At 46.4% G+C, this 19,043-nt stretch carries 17 protein-coding genes; 3 read left to right on the top strand and 14 right to left on the bottom strand.

Going from position 1 to position 19,043, the window contains the following annotated elements:
• Positions 1–7 precede the first annotated feature (7 nt).
• From Q1A08_RS08015 to fabV, 8 genes are all read right to left on the bottom strand, one after another.
• Complete coding sequence (locus Q1A08_RS08015) at positions 8–193, bottom strand: YnbE family lipoprotein (protein WP_299771637.1); 186 nt, start codon at positions 191–193, stop codon at positions 8–10.
• Positions 194–240: 47 nt separating this feature from the next.
• On the bottom strand, positions 241–2,832 hold the full coding sequence (locus Q1A08_RS08010; protein ID WP_299771635.1) for a YdbH domain-containing protein: 2,592 nt from the start codon (positions 2,830–2,832) through the stop codon (positions 241–243).
• Between the two features lie 45 nt (positions 2,833–2,877).
• Entirely contained in the window at positions 2,878–3,669 is a 792-nt protein-coding gene (locus tag Q1A08_RS08005) for an MBL fold metallo-hydrolase (protein ID WP_299771633.1), read from the bottom strand.
• A gap of 13 nt (positions 3,670–3,682) precedes the next feature.
• The gene (gene bamC / locus Q1A08_RS08000) at positions 3,683–4,906 is read right to left on the bottom strand and encodes an outer membrane protein assembly factor BamC (protein ID WP_299771631.1); all 1,224 of its coding nucleotides are present in this window, start codon (positions 4,904–4,906) and stop codon (positions 3,683–3,685) included.
• Positions 4,907–5,027: 121 nt separating this feature from the next.
• Positions 5,028–5,903, bottom strand: a complete 876-nt coding sequence (gene dapA / locus Q1A08_RS07995) for a 4-hydroxy-tetrahydrodipicolinate synthase (protein WP_299771629.1) — start codon at positions 5,901–5,903, stop codon at positions 5,028–5,030.
• 291 nt (positions 5,904–6,194) lie between these two features.
• Positions 6,195–7,238: an NADP(H)-dependent aldo-keto reductase gene (locus Q1A08_RS07990; protein WP_299771627.1), complete on the bottom strand. Its 1,044-nt coding sequence runs from the start codon at positions 7,236–7,238 to the stop codon at positions 6,195–6,197.
• A gap of 35 nt (positions 7,239–7,273) precedes the next feature.
• On the bottom strand, positions 7,274–8,155 hold the full coding sequence (locus Q1A08_RS07985; RefSeq protein WP_299771625.1) for an MBL fold metallo-hydrolase: 882 nt from the start codon (positions 8,153–8,155) through the stop codon (positions 7,274–7,276).
• A 194-nt stretch (positions 8,156–8,349) separates the two neighbouring features.
• Positions 8,350–9,537: an enoyl-ACP reductase FabV gene (fabV, locus tag Q1A08_RS07980; RefSeq protein ID WP_299771623.1), complete on the bottom strand. Its 1,188-nt coding sequence runs from the start codon at positions 9,535–9,537 to the stop codon at positions 8,350–8,352.
• Between the two features lie 234 nt (positions 9,538–9,771).
• On the opposite strand from fabV, the gene Q1A08_RS07975 reads away from it, so the two are divergent.
• The 3 genes from Q1A08_RS07975 (at position 9,772) to Q1A08_RS07965 (ending at position 12,308) form a co-directional block, all read left to right on the top strand.
• Entirely contained in the window at positions 9,772–10,344 is a 573-nt protein-coding gene (locus Q1A08_RS07975; RefSeq protein WP_299771621.1) for a tRNA-(ms[2]io[6]A)-hydroxylase, read from the top strand.
• 18 nt (positions 10,345–10,362) lie between these two features.
• Entirely contained in the window at positions 10,363–11,589 is a 1,227-nt protein-coding gene (locus Q1A08_RS07970) for a hypothetical protein (protein ID WP_299771619.1), read from the top strand.
• Positions 11,590–11,687: 98 nt separating this feature from the next.
• A complete protein-coding gene (locus tag Q1A08_RS07965) occupies positions 11,688–12,308 on the top strand; it encodes a class I SAM-dependent methyltransferase (protein ID WP_299771617.1) in 621 nt (206 codons plus the stop codon).
• Between the two features lie 139 nt (positions 12,309–12,447).
• On the opposite strand, the gene Q1A08_RS07960 is transcribed toward Q1A08_RS07965, so the two are convergent.
• The 6 genes from Q1A08_RS07960 to trpB form a co-directional block, all read right to left on the bottom strand.
• Positions 12,448–13,134, bottom strand: a complete 687-nt coding sequence (locus tag Q1A08_RS07960) for an SIMPL domain-containing protein (RefSeq protein WP_299771615.1) — start codon at positions 13,132–13,134, stop codon at positions 12,448–12,450.
• Between the two features lie 144 nt (positions 13,135–13,278).
• Complete coding sequence (trpE, locus tag Q1A08_RS07955) at positions 13,279–14,760, bottom strand: anthranilate synthase component I (RefSeq protein WP_299771613.1); 1,482 nt, start codon at positions 14,758–14,760, stop codon at positions 13,279–13,281.
• 638 nt (positions 14,761–15,398) lie between these two features.
• Positions 15,399–15,695: a GIY-YIG nuclease family protein gene (locus Q1A08_RS07950; RefSeq protein WP_299771611.1), complete on the bottom strand. Its 297-nt coding sequence runs from the start codon at positions 15,693–15,695 to the stop codon at positions 15,399–15,401.
• A 307-nt stretch (positions 15,696–16,002) separates the two neighbouring features.
• Positions 16,003–16,737 (bottom strand): phosphoglycolate phosphatase, encoded by a 735-nt coding sequence (locus Q1A08_RS07945; RefSeq protein WP_299771609.1) that lies wholly within the window; start codon positions 16,735–16,737, stop codon positions 16,003–16,005.
• Between the two features lie 184 nt (positions 16,738–16,921).
• The gene (gene trpA / locus Q1A08_RS07940) at positions 16,922–17,692 is read right to left on the bottom strand and encodes a tryptophan synthase subunit alpha (protein WP_299771607.1); all 771 of its coding nucleotides are present in this window, start codon (positions 17,690–17,692) and stop codon (positions 16,922–16,924) included.
• On the bottom strand, positions 17,679–18,932 hold the full coding sequence (gene trpB / locus Q1A08_RS07935) for a tryptophan synthase subunit beta (protein ID WP_299771605.1): 1,254 nt from the start codon (positions 18,930–18,932) through the stop codon (positions 17,679–17,681). The genes trpA and trpB overlap by 14 nt, the downstream gene beginning before the upstream one ends.
• Positions 18,933–19,043: the final 111 nt, after the last annotated feature.

Genomic DNA, 19,043 nt, shown 5'->3' with positions numbered 1-19,043 from the left:
GCCCCCTTTAAAATAGCCCACTATCTTCTTCGAACATGCCATCAAGCTCTTTGTCGACTTTAACTTTGATTTCATGCTCAATTTTTACGTTTAGGTTGATTTCAATAGGCTTATCAGGCACGGCTACTTGTACTGTAGGGGTACAAGCAGCAAGCCCAAAAGCTATGGCAAAAACAAACACAGCTCTATTCATTTTTTAGCTCCATTAAACAAAATTCGATTGATCTTACAGCTAAGCCGCTATTGCATTAGCTTTTCGCTGATCACATCGGTGACAATACGCCCGGCCTGAAGACTCTTAATTAGGTTGGGCACATTATCGCTGATATTTAAATTCAAATTCACTTGGCGTCCATCTTGAAAGTCAGGATTTTTTCCCTTTAGCACTACGGCCATTTGCAGATAACCACTGTCATCGTACTCTACATCCGCCGTTAACTGCTCATAGTGATAATTACTTAAAGCTTCAGACACCACATCCATCAAAGGGTTTCCGCTGTCTGCCAAACCAGAATAGCGAATATAACCTGGCTCTATTGCAGATAACTTTCCTTTTTCGACAAAAAGCTGATTCGCTTTGATCGCAAAGGGTAAGCGGCCACTTAACGTTGCGGTAGCATCAAGCCCGTCGTAATCCGCGGCAGCAAGCAAGCTTTGCAGTTTTACTTGCTCGATATCCAGATAACTCTTGGAACTGGATAGCAAGCCATCTTTGAACTGCAACTCCAGTTCCTGCTTTGAAAGCTGCCCATCTAGCAAACTGGCCCTAAAATCTTTGACGGTGACAGCGCCTAAATCGCTGAGCTGATACTGAAACCCTAATGAATTAAGCTCCAAGCCGATATCTAAACTCGACAGCGCTACAGAGCCATTAATATCCACCCTCTCAGCGGAATTTAGCTGCCAGCGCTGTTGCCCTTGCAAACCCAAAAAGCCGATATCTTGATAAACACCGCCTAGCTCTTCAAAGTTAAGCTCACCATCGGTTTTCCAACTAAACTGCGAACCTAGCTGCCAAGCGAAACGGCCCATTGCGCGCAGCCTACCATTGAGCAGATTGCCATCCAGCGGCCAATGTCCAAAACGCTTTGCCAGGCTATCAGAAGCCGTAAAAGGGTCCATTTTCATTTGCCAATGCAAAGCTCCTTCCGCTTTGTCCCTCAGTGCTTGATGAGAGCCTTCAACTGCCAAAATAGGACGAGCTTTATCACTGGCTAGCAGGCCATTGAAGAACCATTGCTGGCCATCAAACTTTAGCTCGCCATCAGCCTGCAAGCCCGCCACAGGAGTTTTCTGAAACTCACTTAAACCTAGATCCAGCTTCCACTTGCTGTTCAATTCGAATGTCTCAGCTAAGCTGAATGCAAGATCTTCAAGAGATACCGTCATTCGCTCGCTAAGTAAATCAGTGGCTAAGTTCAGCTGTTTTGTCTCTATGCTTAATTTAGGCAAACTGACATTAACCACAAATGAACCGCCCTGCAGATTCATATTGGCTGCAAGCTGATCAATATCGACGGTAGCAGCCTCGATTTTGGCAGGTGCTACATTCAACTTGCTGAGCTGCAGCTCACTGCTGCCCTGCCACTCTAATAAACGCTCTGTTAAACGTAGCTGCAGGGGACCAGACCAGCGTATCGTATCGATATACCCGCTCGTACTTTCTGGCAACAGATCTGTGGACTGCCAAGCCTGTAGATCACTATTGCTTGAGCTCCCTTGTACATCAATCAAACAACTGTCTAAGTTACAAGCCTGTTGTGATGCTAGCCTTAGCTGAAGTTTACCTAGTTTGTTGCCGTCAACAAAAACAGAAGACTGACCCAAACTAAATGACAGTTCTTGCGGCAGCCATTGCAATTCAAGTTTTTCTTGTAAAACAATCTTACTGTCGAGTTCAAGCTCGGCTATTTTTAGTTCAACTGATTGCTCACTAAAGGGCGGGACTACTCCAATAAATTGAAGTGGCGTAAAATCTTTATTTAGCTGAATCTTACCGTAAGCACTAATGTCCTCGCCTACGATTGCCTTAATACTATCTAGATCCGTTAACTCAGAATATGGAAGTTCTTTGGCCAAGCTCAAAAGCTTGCTGATTGAGCATTGGCCTTGCCAATCAATTTGATATTGACTGTCTTTAAGCTGAGCTTTGAGCCTGGCCGAAGCAATGTCTTGCAAGCCAAAACTGCCGGCAACAACGGGCTTATTCTCTTGCCAACTTTGCTCAACTTGCAGTTCAAATGCGAAAGGTTCTGGCCTTACTTCTGCCGCACTGATATGCCCCAACAGTTGAAAATTTTCCTGCTTCCCGTGTTGCCAATCAAGCTTAGCCAATAAGCTATTTTCTGCGTAGGATAACTGCAGTCTATCCACTCGCAGTTTAAACGGCTTCAAATCGCGTAATTGCTGCAAGCTTTCTTCAAAGGTCTGACTGAGAGTCATTTGTTGATCTTGTATGGCCGCATCACTTTGTTGCTCTAGCGATACGTCTACCAATCGATACTCTAAACGATCCAGCTGAATTTCCTTTGGCCAATAATGCCAAGACTTGAACTTAATTTTGAGTTGCTCAGTAGATAGCTCACCAGTTGGATGCTGCAATGAAAAAGAAGGACTCTTTAGCCACCAAAACCCTTGCTCCGAACTGAACTCGAAAGCTTGGTACTCCAACTGTTTGATATCGCTGCGCCAAAACCCAATCAACTTCGCGGTAAGAAAATAATTATGATTTAGTAATAACAGAAAACTGGCGAGCAGCACTAAGAAAAGTGCTGTATTTAGCAGCAAAAATTTAAGAGATTTTAGCAGCAGCTGTGATCGACCCCTTGGCATGATGCCGCTCCTTGTTCCAACAGCCTTAGTGCTTTTAGCAGCTGATTATGAGTGCTCGGCAACTTTCTCGCTAATCGCCTGCCCAACAGTTACCCAGCCAAAGCCTTCTTCTTGGTTGGCAAAGTGTAACTCTTCTAGCTGCTCATTAAAGCTTTGAAAAACTTCCTGCACTTTACTCAGGGCATTATTTTTTTCACTAATATGGGCTATCACCAATTGCTTTAGGCGATCTAAGTCGAGCGATTTAACAAATCGCAAAGCCTGCTGATTGTTTAAGTGGCCCCAAGGTCCACCAACCCTATCTTTGAGAGATGGAGGATAGGGCCCCATCGCCAACATCATAGAATCATGATTTGCTTCAAGCAATAGCGCATCACAATCTTGGTAACACTTCTCAACATGGGCACTTACATTGCCTAAATCGGTAAGCACCCCCAAGCGTAATTCCTCATAGCTGAATATAAACTGTGCGGGCTCTCTCGCATCATGAGGAACGGCAACAGGCTCAATATGTAAATCACCAAGCTGAAAACTTTGATAATTTTCAATCAAAACTAATTCAGGAATCTTGCCCAAGTCGCGAGCGCGATAAGTTCCCGGAGTCATATACACCGGCATACCATGTTTACGAGCAAAAGCAGGAACGCCTTTGATATGATCGCCATGCTCGTGGGTGACTACGATAGCATCAATATCGCCAGCTGCGAGATCAAGCGCGGCCAAGCGCTTTTCTGTTTCTTTAATCGTAAAACCGCAGTCCATTAACACGCAACTGCGGCCTGCTTGAACAACCGTGGCATTACCACGGCTGCCACTTCCGAGTGATGCAAACCTCACATCGACTCCACTATTAGATCAAATTACGACGGATGTGTTTCAGCAAATCATCAGCTTCCTTGCGGGCTAAACGCTGGCCGTAAGCATCGCGTATATGAACCTGCAGATCACCGTCTTCACCAGCAATGACCAATAGATAACCCGGCACATCTTCTAACTTGCGAGCCTCGTCACTGCCTTCCAGCTTTGGAAACAAGTTGGCTACATCTGGATTTTGCAGCGGCAAGTTACTCAAAATTTCATTCAGAGTGTAAGGTGATTTAGCCGCAACTTCTTCGCTGACAGGAAGCTCAACTTCTTCATCGTCACTACCAAAGCTAAACATGCGAGAGAAGAAACCTTGCTCTTCCTCGGAGGCGTTAACTTTGCCGAAGTTGATGTAGTAAACACCCGTGTTAGCATTTTCGTCATAGCGCACCATACCCTGCTGAGTGACCGCATGACCTAGTGTTGCCCAAGCGCGGGTTAAACCTAATGCCATGCTCAGTACAGGCTCGCGATCAACATCTTTAATGGCAATCTTAGCGCCACCACCGATGGTTTGTGCGAGTAATGAGGTTGCGCCGCCAGAGTCACCCTGTGCAGCCAAGTTACCGGCCAACTCATCAACCAACCAAGCTTCACGCTCTGCGTTAATCGAACGCTTAGGCCAATTTACCTGGCCATCGCCTTTTACTTCAGCAGGCACACTTAGGTGCAAAACATGAATCTCAGTACTATCGGGCTGAACTCCCTGCTCCATCTGAATGCGGTACCGATCTTTGGTCTCGGTAGATTCTTTAAACTGCAACCAACCGGTTTCAATAATACCGTTGATAGCGTCGGTATAAACCACTCGCAAGCCATTACTGCTTAAGAAGTGACGAACCTTCGGCCAAATTTCACTAGGCGGCAAGCCTGCCAAAATCCAACGACGGTCAGCTAATTTTTGAATTTTAACGTGCTCACCGAAAGCACTGGCTCCCAATGGTAGAGGACGTGGAACCGCAAAATCTAGGGCGGTAATCTCTTCATCCGCTTGGGCGTTAGCACGCGCCACTGGAGGAATCACATACAGCTCTTGGGTAGAGGCTTTATCAACCTGCTCGGGCATTTTCATCGCTGCAATCTCTACCGCATCTTGGTAGTCGTTGCCGCGATCACGAAACATGCCATCGTCCCCAGTCAGATAGCTACAACCATTAACAGCTACAACAGCTGCCGCCAGCAATAGGGGCTTAAAAGGTCTTGTATACATGATTAGCTGTTTATCCTTCGTTTTGGTCCTAAGATTTAGGCTTTTATTGTTCTTTGCTGATGACTCTTTAATTGAACCCTACAGCTTGCCTACTAGGCTGAATCAACCCAATAGCTATAAATTAAATCAGTTTCAGTGCGGCTAAGGCTGCACGTACCTGGCCATGATACTGCTCGGCTAGGTGGGTCATAGGTAGACGCAAGCCATGCTGCGCCAAGCCCATCTCGGCTACTGCCCACTTCACCGGTATCGGGTTAGACTCTACAAACATCGACTGATGCAGTGGCATTAGCTCTTCTTGCAATGCTTTTGCCTGCTCGGTTTCGCCGGCTATAGCCAATTGGCAGAGCTTGGACAGCAAATTAGGGGCAACGTTCGCCGTTACACTGATATCACCATGCCCACCCATAAGCATCAACTCAACAGCTGTTTCATCATCGCCAGAGTAAACTGCAAAATCAGCAGGCTTGGCATCGATAATGGCTTTCGCCCGACCCATATCGCCAGTGGCTTCTTTAATCCCAACAATGTTATCCACCTCAGCTAGACGCAAAGCCGTCTCAGCCAACATGTCTACACCGGTACGACCCGGCACATTATATAGAATTTGAGGGATCTCTACGGCCTTGGCGATATGCAAATGGTGTTGGTACAAGCCCTCTTGAGTTGGCTTATTGTAATACGGCGTTACTGATAGGCTGGCATCTGCGCCAAGATCTTTAGCTTGAGCGGTAAGCTCTACAGCTTCCGCTGTACTGTTTGCCCCAGTACCGGCGATAACAGGGATACGGCCTGCTACCTGATCAATAACGGCTTTCACTACCGCCATATGTTCCTGCACAGCCAAAGTAGCGGATTCACCAGTAGTGCCCATAGCCACAATGGCATTGGTGCCCTGCTCTACATGCCAGTCGACCAATTTGGCGAGGCTGTCCCAATCCAAGTTGCCAGCGGCATCCATTGGGGTGACGAGGGCAACCATACTACCTTGAATCATTGTTTACTCCGGCTACTAAAATGGCAAAGCGGTAATGGTACTGGCGCCCCCGCCTTGGCACAAGGCTTGCGGTGCATGTCGCGTGGATAAAGCCACAAATCAAAGCAAAATATCAGCGCTTAGAATCAAATTTGGCTATAAAGCCAAAGCCGGACGGGAATATTGATCATTTAAAGATCATTATTTCAGCGATAAAGATTGTTTGAAAACAGATCATGGAGGGTGGGCTACGCTAGGGGCAGCGGGACCACCCCCATGGCCAATTCACTCATAGCTGTGAGCGAGAATTATCTACGGTGCAGGAATCGGGTATTCGCCATGTAGCTTATCTAAAGCCTTTAGAGCCTCTTTATCTAGCTCCACACCCACACTCGCTATATTGCTACGCAACTGCTCCATGGTGGTGGCACCAATAATGTTGCTGGTGACGAATGCTTGCTGATTTACAAAGGCCAGAGCCATTTGTGCAGGATCTAGCGATAACTCACTAGCCAAACTAACATAGGCTTCAGTAGCGGCCGAAGAATTGGCATTGGTGTAGCGTGAGAAGCGCTCATATAAGCTTAAGCGCGCACCTTCAGGTCGCTTCCCTCCGAGATATTTACCACTGAGTACGCCGAATGCCAAAGGCGAATAAGCCAATAAGCCCACCTTTTCACGAATAGACATTTCAGCCAAACCCACCTCAAAACTGCGGTTCAATAAATTGTAGGGGTTTTGAATACTCACAACACTTGGCAAATTGTATTCTTTGGCTAGACGCAAATACTCCATCATGCCCCAAGGAGTTTCATTAGAAAGGCCGATATAACGAACCTTGCCCTGCTCCACTAACTTGGCCAATGCCGTTAAAGTCTCGTGAATGGCAATATCGTCACTTTCGCGATGGCGATAGCCGAGCTGGCCGAAAAAGTTAGCAGGGCGCTCAGGCCAGTGCACTTGATACAGATCGATAACGTCAGTTTGCAACCTTTCCAAAGAACCTTCGCAGGCCTGTTGCACATGATCGGCACTTAAACGAGGGCCACCACGAACATGTTCCATCCCTGGATTGTTATCACCGCGGCCGGTCACCTTGCTGGCTAAGGTTATTTTGTCTCTCAAGCCATGCTCTTTGAGCCAGTTGCCCACAATGGTTTCAGTACTGCCCTGGGTACTTGGTTTTGGCGGAACTGGATACATCTCAGCCGCATCAAAGAAATTCACGCCTTGCTCAAAGGCATAATTCATTTGTTCAAAAGCTTCCTGCTGAGTATTCTGCTCACCATAAGTCATGGTACCTAAGCAAATCAGACTTACATCAATATCCGTATTACCAAGTTGGCGGTACTTCATCTTTTTCTCCGTTACAGCCTAAGGCAGGTTTTTATTTAACGCAGCAGCGTCCACACTTCATGGTCTATCGATTCAGCCGCCCGCTTTTCAGCCCGGCCATCTATTTCTAATTTCAGCAAATGTGACCACAGGGCAATTTTTGCCACTGGCAAAACCTTAGGATCAACATCGTCATACACAATAGGGAGCAGCTGATCCAAAGTGCCAGATGCAATGCGTTCAAAGGCTGCCAGAACTTTTGATTCACGTGCCATGCGGTGGTCAATCAAACCTTGAATGACAGATTCCGCATCCAGCATCACATGACCGTGAGCAGGCGCCAGATACTCAGCGTGCAATTCCTTGAGCTTTTCCAAAGAGTGCAGGTATTCAGCCATATCTCCACTCGGCGGTATCACCACCACCGTGGTGCCCTGCATAATATGATCACCGGTAAACAGCGTTTTCTCTTCTTCGAGAAAAAAGCAGTAGTGATTACCGACGTGACCAGGCGTGTGCACGGCCCGCAAGCTAAATTCATCGTTGCTAAATACATCACCATCGTTCAACTCACGATCGGCCTTAAAGCTGGTATCTTGGTGGCCATCATCTTCAATGGTCGCCCCAATTAATTCTGCTCCTGTCGCCTCGGCCAAAAGCATCGCTGCCGGCGAATGATCAGGGTGGGTATGGGTAACGATAATCCAACGCAGCTTCGCACCTTCGCAGGCGTCTAATAAGGCGGATACATGGCTACTGATGCTTGGGCCTGGGTCGATGACGGCCAATTCTTTATTGCCGACGATATAACTATTGGTGCCGGGGCCCGTCATCACACTCGGGTTGGGGGCGGTGACACGACGCAATAAGGGGCTAACCTTACTGGCAGTGCCAGGCTCGATCTCTATCTCGAGCAATTTGGATTCCATCTGAGCCATCGTGTTACCTAATCAAACTCTCACAATCTACAGGTGCTGCTTAACTGTGTTTACACGCTTATTATTTTTTGTCGTAGGCAGCTGTTATTTTCTATGCTTAGCAGCATAGTTTATTTTGCTTTACAGCAAAACGGCCGGAATGACCGGCCGTTAAGTGGTTTGTGTCATCACTGCTAGGCAAGCCCAGCGCTGGCTTATTTCAGCTCGACATCAACTAAGGTTTCAACATCTTCTTCGTAATCTACACCGTCCAAGCCAAAGCCAAATAGACGTAAGAAGTTTTCGTTGTAGCCTTTAAAATCGGTCAACTCAAACAAGTTTTCTTCAGTAACCTGTGGCCAAAGGGCTTCAATTTTCGCCTGAGTTTCAGGGCGTAGCTCTTTGTCATCAACACGGAAACGATTACAATCATCCAAGCGCGGCGAATCGTTATACAAACACTCGGTAAATAAGCGATAGGCCTGTTCGATACAATCTTCATGAGTGCCCTCTTCTTTCATCACCTTGGCCATCAAGGAAATGTACAAAGGCATAATTGGGATCGCCGAGCTAGCTTGTGTTACCACCGCTTTTAACACGGCGACGTTGGCCTGCACCGACAAACCATCATGTGCCGTCGCAATGGCAGCCGCCGCACGATCCAGATCTTCTTTTGCTTTACCAATGGTGGCATGGCCATAGATTGGCCAAGTTAATTTTTCGCCCAAATAAGTATAGGCAACCGTTTTTGCGCCTTCGGCCAACACATCAGCATCAGCCAGAGCTTGCATCCACATTTCCCAATCTTCACCACCCATAACTTTAACGGTGTTGGCGATCTCTTCTTCGTTGGCGGGCTCAAGCGTGATATCACTTATTTTCAAAGTATCGGTATTGAGGTTTTTCGCCGTATAACTTTTGCCCACAGGCTTTAAGGTTGAGTTATAGGTTTCACCTGAATTGGGATCAGTGCGACGCGGTGAGGCCAAGCTGTAAACCACCAGATCTACCTTGCCCATATCGGCTTTAATCATTTCGATCGTTTGAGCTTTACACTCATTGGAGAAGGCATCGCCATTGATGGTTTCGCTATAAACTCCCGCCTCTTTAGCCGCTGCATGAAATGCAGCCGTATTGTAGTAACCGGCAGATGCTGTTTTGCGCTCGGTTGGAGGCTTTTCAAAACAGACACCCAAGGTATCGGCGCCAGAGCCAAAAGTCGCGGCAATTCGGGAAGCCAAGCCATAACCTGTAGAGCAGCCGATCACCAATACTTTTTTGGCGGCGCCATCAATAGGGCCTTGCGCTTTCAAGTAATCGATTTGCTGATTGACGTGGGCAGCACAGCCTTTAGGGTGAGCGTTAGTGCAAATAAAGCCACGAACTTTTGGTTTAATAATCATTGTTTCACCTTTGCAGTACAGATTATGCACAATTGGGTTTAGCGGGTGTCGAGGCTAGCCTGGAAGATCAAAATGTCTATTTTTTAGACAACAGCGTAGCCACAGAGCACCGGTTTTGCCGCCCATTATAGGGCGCTGTTAGAGATAAAGCAGCCATTTGGGCCAACTCTAAGCGCAAATTTACCCTGCAACTGGCTATAATGCCCCCTTTTGCATCAAGGAATAACCACCATCATGAGCAAGCTACGCTTTGCCACCACAGACGCCTGGACCGAAGCTGTCATGCAAGACTTAGACAGCTTTTTAATAGACCATGCTGCTGCCGAAAAAAAAGCGGCCGGCATGGCCAACTCCATGCTAAGTCACTATCCAGACAAAATTGAGCTAGTGAATGCTATGATTGATTTGAGCATTGAAGAGATGGTGCACTTTAAACAGGTGGTAAAGATCATGCATGAGCGCGGCTTAACACTTCAAGCCGATAGCAAAGACGCTTATGTTAATGAATTTCGAAAATCAATTCGCAAAGGCAGTGATGCCTATTTTCTAGACCGCCTATTGCTCGGCAGCGTCATCGAAGCCCGCGGCTGCGAGCGCTTTGGATTAGTCGCCGAGGCTTTGCCTGAAGGCAGCTTGAAAAAGTTTTATCGAAATATAGCCGCCAGCGAAGCAAAACATGACAGTTTGTTTGAAGATCTAGCGTGCTTATATTTTCCACAAGACAGCGTAGCAAGCCGCCTAGACGAGCTATTGGATATTGAAGCGGCAATCGTAGAAAAACTGCCAATCCGATCTGCCCTACACTAAACACTTATGAAAAAAAGCGTGCAACAATACCTTCAACGGTATGCCGCCAATGAAACTCGGTTACTGCAAAACTGGCCCATCAGCTTTGAAAGGGCCATGCTTATTCCTGCCAAGAATGAGACACCATCAATGATCGAGAACTGCCGGAGCTTCTGCTCTAGGCAGGGCAATACGCTATTGGTTTTGGTAATCAACCAGGGCGACAATCAAGAAGATAGAACTGAGAACAAACAGCTCTGGAATAGCGCCATTAAAAGTGGACCAAGTTGCTGGCAGCAAGGTAACTTACAGCTTCTACAGTGGCCAAATCAAAGCGGGCTACTGTTAATAGATCGTTTTAGCCAAGGCCTAAGCATTCCGCACAAAGAAGGTGTTGGCCTCGCGCGAAAAATCGCAGCCGATATCATCGTGCACCTAATCGCTAATGGAAAAATCATTAGCCCTTGGATATACAGTAGCGATGCCGATTGTCGCTGGCCGGCTAACTATTTTGATACTGACGCCCTCAATCAGAGAGAAGATAATAAAAACAAAATCGTGGCAGCTCACTTTGCCTTCGAGCATACAGCTTGTGTAGACGAATCCATAGATAGTGAAACAAGGCAAGCCATTAGCCAAGCCACAAAGATCTACGAACAAGGTCTGCACTACTATCAACAAGGGCTCGCTTGGGCGGAATCCCCCTATGCTTTTTATACCATTGGCTCATGCCTAGCCTTCCACTTCAAGGCCTATTGCGAAGTTCGGGGGTTTCCAGCAAGAGCTGCAGGGGAAGATTTTTATTTACTAAACAAGCTTGCCAAGCTCGGGGGTATCGCCTTTCTAAACCAGCAAACAATCGAAATTGAATCCCGACTCTCGCAGCGCGCACCTTTTGGTACCGGCCCTGCGGTCAGTGATATTATCGGAAATGGCATACAGCTTTGCGATTATGTCAGCTACCACCCTATGTGCTTTTTTAAAATAAAAGAGCTAATGCAGGCCCCATCAAAAATCCTTTCTACAGATCTCGATCCGACCATTGAAGTTGCTCTACAGAGCCTAGGTCTAGCAAAGTTCTTGCGTCACTTAAAGCAACAAAATGTAGGCCCTGACAAATTTGATTCAGAGTTCCATACTTGGTTCGATGGCTTTCGCAGCCTTAAATTTATCCACTATCTAAGAGATCATCATTATCCAAGCATCCCCCTACCCCAAGGTATTGCCCAACTACAAGACTGGAAAGCTTCGGTCACAGAAAAGTAAACGTCATGTCACTGTAGCTTTTTTAAGCTATGGTATATTAGTGTTTCAAAAACTAATAATCAGTAAACGCAACCGCAATACAATAATAAGGCGATCGCATGAGCATTTACGATAAATATATCCTCCCGCACCTATTGGATTTGGCCTGTAATACCAAGCCAATGCGCTACCAGCGCAAGAAAATCGTCCCACAAGCCTATGGCAAAGTCTTAGAGATAGGTATGGGCTCTGGATTGAACCTGCCTTTTTATGATCAAGATAAAGTTGATATGGTGTGGGGCCTGGAGCCCTCTGAAGGCATGCGCAGGAAAGCCCAGAAGAACCTCGCCAAGTCACCTATTAATGTTGAGTGGTTAGGCTTACCGGGTGAAGAGATCCCCCTAGAAGACGACAGCGCCGACTCGATTGTATTGACCTTTACCCTCTGTACGATTCCCGGCTGGCAACAAGCCCTAGAACAAATGCACCGCGTATTAAAACCAGGGGGCGACTTGCTTTTTGCCGAACACGGCCGAGCACCTGATCATCATGTCCGCAGTAAACAAGATAAATACAATCCGACCTGGTGTAAATTTGCCGGGGGCTGCAATATGAATCGCCCCATCGTGGAAATGCTACGAGATAGTGGCTTTGAAATAAAACAGCTAGATAGTGCTTACCTGCCTTCCACCCCCAAAGTGCTGGGCTTTAATGTTTGGGGAAGAGCTCAAATTCGTTGAGCACATCTTACTCAATTAGGGAAATAGGCAACACAAAAGAAAAGGCAGCTTCGATAAAGCTGCCCAATAATAAAGTGGCCTAAAGACCAACTGACTGAATAATAACTAAGCTTAGAAGCTGGCTAGCTCGAGCTGTAAATTAATAAACCAACTGAATGGAACCATGCACCTGGGTGCTTAAGGTAGATTCGCCGGCCTCCATTGCAACGCTTGGTGCCGCATCAGACATCATCATAGATTTCTCTGCACGTGCGTACATAACAGGAGGGTTGTGATGGCCTTGTTGATTCACAGAAATATTGACTACACGATAATCTTTTGCCTCCATCGCCTTTTGCACTAGCAAGGCCTTTTTCTTGAAAGCGCTCAATGCGCTTGTAGTCAGCTCATCCTGAACTTCATCACGTGTCTCATCTTTCGTGGTAAAACGCATCGACTCTATCTTTAAACGCTCCTGCAACTTAAGCAACAGATCGCCCACAGCATCGAAATCATCACTTTCAATAACCACTCGCTGACTAGATGTCCAAGAAGTGATGCGGTTGCTTCGATTGTAATTGGGATGGGTATTGTAGCCACGAGTTTGATACTTAATGTTTTTGGCTTTTTTCAGCAAATCCATTGCCCATGACATATCACGATTAACCTGACTTGAGGCACGCTCGGCTTTTTCTTCTTGGTGGTAACTGCTTAAAGTTACTTCCATTAAATCATTGGCCAGCTCCGTTTTGGCGCTGGCGTTGATATTCACGACATTGTAGTTAAGCTCTTCGGCAGAAACACTGAACGCAAAACAGGCTAACAATACACAAACTAAGGTTCTCATCGAACTCTCCTTCCAAAGTAGATACACCCTATACTTCACTCAGACCGCTTAATCCGAACTGAATTCCCTATAAACGGTTCACCGAGTTAAGGTTTTGCGCCGTTTATCTGTTCGATGAGATAATCTGCATTATTCAGAGCTGTACTAGAGCACCATTTCGGCAGCCCGAAAGATAGCGCGAGCCTTATTCATAGTTTCTTTCCATTCGAGCTCAGGTTTGGAGTCTGCGACTACCCCAGCACCCGCTTGTACATAGAGTGTTTTATCCTTAATAACCGCTGTCCTGATCGCAATAGCTGTATCCATATTGCCATTCCAAGAAAGATAGCCTACAGCACCACCATAGATCCCACGCTTTTCAGATTCCAGCTCATCGATAATCTCCATCGCTCGAATCTTCGGTGCGCCAGACAACGTACCGGCCGGCAATGCTGCACGTAGAACATCCATGGCACTGATATCCTCGCGAACTTCGCCTGTAACGTTAGAGGTGATGTGCATAACATGAGAATAACGCTCGACCACCATTTTATCGGTAAGTTTTACGCTACCAATTTTCGACACACGACCGGCGTCGTTGCGCCCCAAATCGATTAACATCAAATGCTCAGCAATTTCCTTCGGATCATTTACCAAATCTTGCTCAAGTGCCAGATCCTCTTCCTCATTTTTCCCTCGACGGCGAGTTCCTGCAATTGGCCTTACCGTAACCTCACTATTTTCTAAGCGCGCTAAAATTTCCGGGCTTGAACCAACTACATGGTGATCACCGAGATCAAGAAAATACATATAAGGTGATGGGTTTAAACTGCGCAGTGCTCGATACAGATTTAAAGGCTCAGCTTCAAAGGGTAGAGAAAGGCGCTGCGAGACCACCACCTGCATGGTATCTCCACTCAATACATAGTCTTTGATCTTATCCACCGCTTGGTGAAAATTTTGCTCTCCAAAGCTAGAGCGAAAGGCCGTTTCCGTATCCCCTTTCGCCTGCAGCGACATAGCTGCGGTTTCCGGAGTCGCTCCACGTAACTTATCTTCCAGTTTTAACAAATCCTGCTCGGCTCTCGCAATAGCAGCCAAGTCCTTTGCTTCCTCGCCACTAATCTCCGCATGATTAATCAAAATAATTTTTCCGGCCAAGTTATCAAAGACTAATATTTCTTCCGAAACCATCAGCAAAATATCAGGAGTACCAATAGTATCTTCATTTACCAAAGGCTTTAGCTTAGGCTCAACATAGCGCACACAATCGTAAGCAAAATAACCGACCAGACCACCGGTAAACATGGGCAGGCCAGAGATATCCGGACTGCGATAGCGCTCTTTGAACTCTTCTACAAAGCTAAGCGGATCCGCCAGAGTATGACTTTCAATCAACTCTCCGTGCCGGCGCACCTCTACTTGATCCCCTCTCGCTGTAAGAATCGTTTGCGCAGGTAAACCTAAGATGGAATAACGCCCCCATTTTTCTCCCCCTTGGACAGACTCAAAGAGGTAACTGTATGGACCTTGGGCCAGTTTCAAATAACTGGATAAAGGCGTATCAAGATCCGCCAGCACTTCACGTTGAACAGGTACACGGTTATAACCGGCCGCAGCCAGCGCTTTCACATCAATAGAGCTCATGGTATTGCCTTGCTAAAAACCCAACCGCTACATATAAAGAGCACAAAGCTCGAGTGTAGTTATGCGGGCTAGCCGTCGTTTGTATTGCGGCTAAATAATTAATATGTAAATGTTTTTTTAGAGGTGCAAAGATCACATCGATCCTTGCTAAAGAATCGCTTAGGGGCGCCATCGCCAGCTGAGGGCGTGGTAATTGATATGCATAGGCTTATTCACAGCCTGGGCTCCTAAAAGTGCACGGAATTGAAAGTGCACGCAAATTGAAAGTGCCTTCAAATAAAAATATCTGCAGATTTAGAGCTTCTGCAGATCAAAAGTGTGCGAAAGTTTACTGGCTTTTTTAGGGAATGAGAAGAGGGGAACATTTACAATATTGACTTACTAGTAAAGTACTTAAGTGTAAGATTACTATCTATCACAAGCATCGTAGAATAAAAAACCGGCTGGAGGTAATGCCAGCCGGGGTCCTATGGGCAAGTTCCTTTTGCCGCCTTGGGGGGAAATTGCTTACTTGCTGTGCGTGAAAAACCTTGTCGATCTTTGCTACATAAGCGCTGCTATTTTCGATGGCAGCGCTTAGATTCAGGGCTTCGAATTGGGGTCAGAACCCTTGGGTTCTGACCCCGGGGTTTGTTTCATCAGTGAAGCTTTTGGTTTTTGGGTCTTGCTAACTTGGTTATCTTGTCCCAGTCGCCATCAATCAGCGCCTGCTTTTTATCTCGATCCCAGGCTTTAATCCTTCGTTCAGATTTTTTGGCTTCATCTTTTGAAGGAAATTGATCTTTATAAACCAGTTTTACCGGCAAACGCTTGTAGGTATAACAACGCGTATTAATAGCTTCATTAATTTCATTAAGTCGGGCTTCTAAATCATCAGTGTGATTAGTGTAAAAGCTGCCGTCGGCACACTCTAAAATATAAACTATATAACTCATAGCTCATCTCCTTGTGTTGATTAACAGAGACCGGCGCTAGTACATTATTTTCCCGGTGAAATTAGTTGTCTCGAAAACTATTTTCAGATCCCTAAACAGGCCTCGAAGACAACTTAGGTATATCAAATTTTTTAATCTTGGGGAGGGGAAAATGGGTAAAAGGTCAGCTTAGGTTTAAAAAACCCAACTAGGAATGAACTGGTGTTAGCAGCAACTAAGCAAGAAGTTTTAGGCGCCATCACGCTTTTTTAAAATTGTTACCCTACTAAAGACATTACGATTAATTACAACAGCAACAAAAAGGAATCTATTTCCCCAAGGAAAGATTACTAGTCACGTAATTTGGCTGCCATGTTTGTACGGGCGTACCATTACTGTAGCCATAATCTACCGCAACCACTTTCACCTTTGCTGCTTGAGCAGCAAAAATATCTGCCTTCGAATCTCCAACCATAATGCACTGGCACGAACGTGCTAAAAATTTTTTCATGGCATGCTGAAGTGGCATAGGGTTTGGCTTTTTTTCCGGCAAACTATCACCGCCCAAGACCAATTCAAAGTAGTGGTCAATTTTCAAACCCTTCAATATAGGCCAAGTTAAATCGATTGGCTTATTGGTAATAACAGCCATCTTTATTTTTTGCTTATGCAAAGCTTGCAAACATTCTTCCACTCCAGGGTAGAGTACCGTTTTCGCAATGGGTACAGCTTGGTAGGCCAATAAAAACTGTTGCAGGTATTTTTGTACTTGGTTTTCTTCTAATTTATCAGCTGCCTGTTCAAATATATCGCCCGACAATTCTTTTTTAGATTCGAGGCATTGTAACCAGACTAAGGCTCTGCGAATTAAACGCTCGGCGCCGTTACCCACCCACTGGCGAATTCTTTGCTCACCGGCAGCGGGGTGTTGGTTTTTGACTAGCACCTTGTCTACAGCAGCGGCGATATCGTAGGCACTGTCTACGAGGGTTCCATCTAGGTCAAACATGACGAGCTTTGGTGGGGTTTGGAAGTTTAAGGCGTTTAGGATACTTGGATGCATGGTGCTTGAGGTTTTTTATTGGTGATGAGAGTTTTATTATTGAAGAGACTGAGAGACTTATCTCTGGCGAGATAAGGGTTTGAAACTTCGTTTTGTTGGCTGGGGCATTGAGTCTTTGGCTTCGAGTGGGGTCAGAACCTTCTGTTCTGACCCCGCCTGCGGCGTGCTCTAAAAGGCTTTGCTTTTAGAGGAGGCCTAGGCTTCCAAAAAAGTCCCTTAGCGCTTTTTCTTCGCCCTCTTCCCAGGCTTTTAGCGCTGCAGTACCGATAATACCCATGTCAGCATGCTTGGCTAAGAAATCTAAATCCTCTTTCGCGGAAACACCAAAGCCCACGCCTGTCGGTACAGGTGAGATGTCACGGCATTTATCGAGAAACTCGCCAACCTCCGCATCCATTTCTGTTTTGCCACCTGTTACACCACGGCGAGCAACTACGTATACAAAGCCATCAGCGGCTTTAGCAATGGTTTGCAAACGTGCATCTGTATTAGTTGGGGTCATCAACACAATTGGAGCAATGTCTTGGCTTTTGGCGTAGTCATGCAAAGCACCAGCTTCTTCCAATGGCAAATCCGGCACAATAAAACCACAGCCACCGGCGGCTTTTAATGCGTCCACAAAAGCTTCGTGGCCCATCTTAAATACCGTATTGTAATAGCCCATCATCAACACTTTAAAATCAAAGCGCTGACTGACCTTGGCCATAAACTCAAAACATTGCTCTACTGTCACGCCACTTTCGACAGCAATTTGATTAGCTTTTACAAACAGCGGGCCATCCGCAGAAGGCTCAGAAAAAGGAAACTGCAACTCTACGAAATCCACCCCTGCTTCGGCCATAATTTCCAGCTCTTTCAAATTGGCGTCAAAAGAGGGGTAACCACATACCACGTGAGTCATCAGCAGCAAGTCTTTATTTTGTTTGCGGCTTGCTATGTATTCATTCAGCGCCATAATGCTCGGCCTTTACCTTAATAAATTCTTTCCAGTGATCGTCATCCAGCGCATCCGCAACGGTGAAAATGTCTTTATCACCGCGACCAGACTGGTTAATTAAAATCACCTCGTCTTTGCTCATCTTTGGTGCTTCTTCAATAGCTCGAGCAAATGCGTGAGAACTTTCCAGTGCTGGAATTAAGCCCTCAGTTTTCATACAAAGCTTTAGAGCTTCGGTAACTTCAGCATCGGTTACCGCCTCAAAACGAACACGTTCGCGCTCCCATAAATGTACCAAGGCTGGATTGACGCCGATATAATCTAAGCCGGCTGCCACTGATTTGGTATGCAACATATTGCCGTCTTTGTTTTGCAAGAAATAGGTTTTAAAACCTTGGGCGACGCCAACACTGGCATCTTTATAAGCTAGGCGTGAAGCATGATTGCCCTCACCCGGACCAAGACCACCGGCTTCACAGCCGACCAGTTCAACTTGCTGGTCATCCAAAAAGCCCTGAAATAAGCCCATAGCATTCGAACCGCCGCCTACACAGGCAAACACGCGGTCTGGTAATTTACCTGCAACTTTCTGTATTTGACCGCGCGCTTCGCGACCAATAATCGACTGAAAGTAACTAACCATTTCAGGGAAAGGGTGCGGACCCGCGGCCGTACCTAAAACATAGTGAGTATCGTGCATATTGGTTACCCAATCGCGCAGGCACTCATTGATGGCATCTTTTAACGTTTGCTGGCCATCTTGTACCGCAACAACCTCCGCGCCCAAGTTTTCCATCCAAAAAACGTTTGGGCGTTGGCGAGCAACATCAACTGCTCCCATGTAGATTTTACAGTCGAAGCCAAAACGGGCAGCCATAGTAGCGGTCGCAAAGCCATGTTGGCCAGCACCGGTTTCAGCGATAACACGTTTTTTGCCCAGACGCTTACACAATAAGCCCTGCCCCATCACATTGTTAATTTTGTGGGATCCAGTGTGGTTAAGGTCTTCACGCTTTACATAAATCTGCGCGCCGCCAAGCTTGGCCGAAAGGTTGGCCAAATGACTGACCGGGGTAGGACGGCCAGAGTAGCTCTGCATTAACTGCTCGAACTCTTGCCAAAAACTAGGGTCGTGCTTGATATCCTGAAAAGCGGCTTTGAGCTCTTCAATAGTAGTGGTCAAAATTTCGGGCAGAAAACAACCGCCGTACTCCCCATAGTAGCCTTCACGGCCGGGTTCGAAATCAAATAAATCCATAGTGCTATTACTATCGTTAATGGTTGCTATCGTAAGGCTGGTTTAGCAGGCAAAGCCGCACCACTGAGGGTGTCAATCAGTCGAAAAGGGAGGACTGTTGAGCAGGCTTGC

This window comes from uncultured Pseudoteredinibacter sp. (assembly GCF_947500695.1).
GTDB lineage: Bacteria > Pseudomonadota > Gammaproteobacteria > Pseudomonadales > Cellvibrionaceae > Pseudoteredinibacter.
This window is presented reverse-complemented; position numbering and strand designations above follow the sequence as displayed.

Excerpts from the sequence above, each read along its gene's own strand:
- trpE (WP_299771613.1), bottom strand. The coding sequence starts at position 14,760 with ATGAGCTCTATTGATGTGAAAGCGCTGGCTGCGGCCGGTTATAACCGT.
- trpA (WP_299771607.1), bottom strand. The coding sequence starts at position 17,692 with ATGGCGCTGAATGAATACATAGCAAGCCGCAAACAAAATAAAGACTTG.
- trpB (WP_299771605.1), bottom strand. The coding sequence starts at position 18,932 with ATGGATTTATTTGATTTCGAACCCGGCCGTGAAGGCTACTATGGGGAG.
- Q1A08_RS08015 (WP_299771637.1), bottom strand. The coding sequence starts at position 193 with ATGAATAGAGCTGTGTTTGTTTTTGCCATAGCTTTTGGGCTTGCTGCT.
- bamC (WP_299771631.1), bottom strand. The coding sequence starts at position 4,906 with ATGTATACAAGACCTTTTAAGCCCCTATTGCTGGCGGCAGCTGTTGTA.
- Q1A08_RS07950 (WP_299771611.1), bottom strand. The coding sequence starts at position 15,695 with ATGAGTTATATAGTTTATATTTTAGAGTGTGCCGACGGCAGCTTTTAC.
- Q1A08_RS07965 (WP_299771617.1), top strand. The coding sequence starts at position 11,688 with ATGAGCATTTACGATAAATATATCCTCCCGCACCTATTGGATTTGGCC.
- dapA (WP_299771629.1), bottom strand. The coding sequence starts at position 5,903 with ATGATTCAAGGTAGTATGGTTGCCCTCGTCACCCCAATGGATGCCGCT.
- Q1A08_RS07985 (WP_299771625.1), bottom strand. The coding sequence starts at position 8,155 with ATGGCTCAGATGGAATCCAAATTGCTCGAGATAGAGATCGAGCCTGGC.
- Q1A08_RS07960 (WP_299771615.1), bottom strand. The coding sequence starts at position 13,134 with ATGAGAACCTTAGTTTGTGTATTGTTAGCCTGTTTTGCGTTCAGTGTT.
- Q1A08_RS07945 (WP_299771609.1), bottom strand. The coding sequence starts at position 16,737 with ATGCATCCAAGTATCCTAAACGCCTTAAACTTCCAAACCCCACCAAAG.
- Q1A08_RS07990 (WP_299771627.1), bottom strand. The coding sequence starts at position 7,238 with ATGAAGTACCGCCAACTTGGTAATACGGATATTGATGTAAGTCTGATT.
- Q1A08_RS08010 (WP_299771635.1), bottom strand. The coding sequence starts at position 2,832 with ATGCCAAGGGGTCGATCACAGCTGCTGCTAAAATCTCTTAAATTTTTG.
- fabV (WP_299771623.1), bottom strand. The coding sequence starts at position 9,537 with ATGATTATTAAACCAAAAGTTCGTGGCTTTATTTGCACTAACGCTCAC.
- Q1A08_RS07975 (WP_299771621.1), top strand. The coding sequence starts at position 9,772 with ATGAGCAAGCTACGCTTTGCCACCACAGACGCCTGGACCGAAGCTGTC.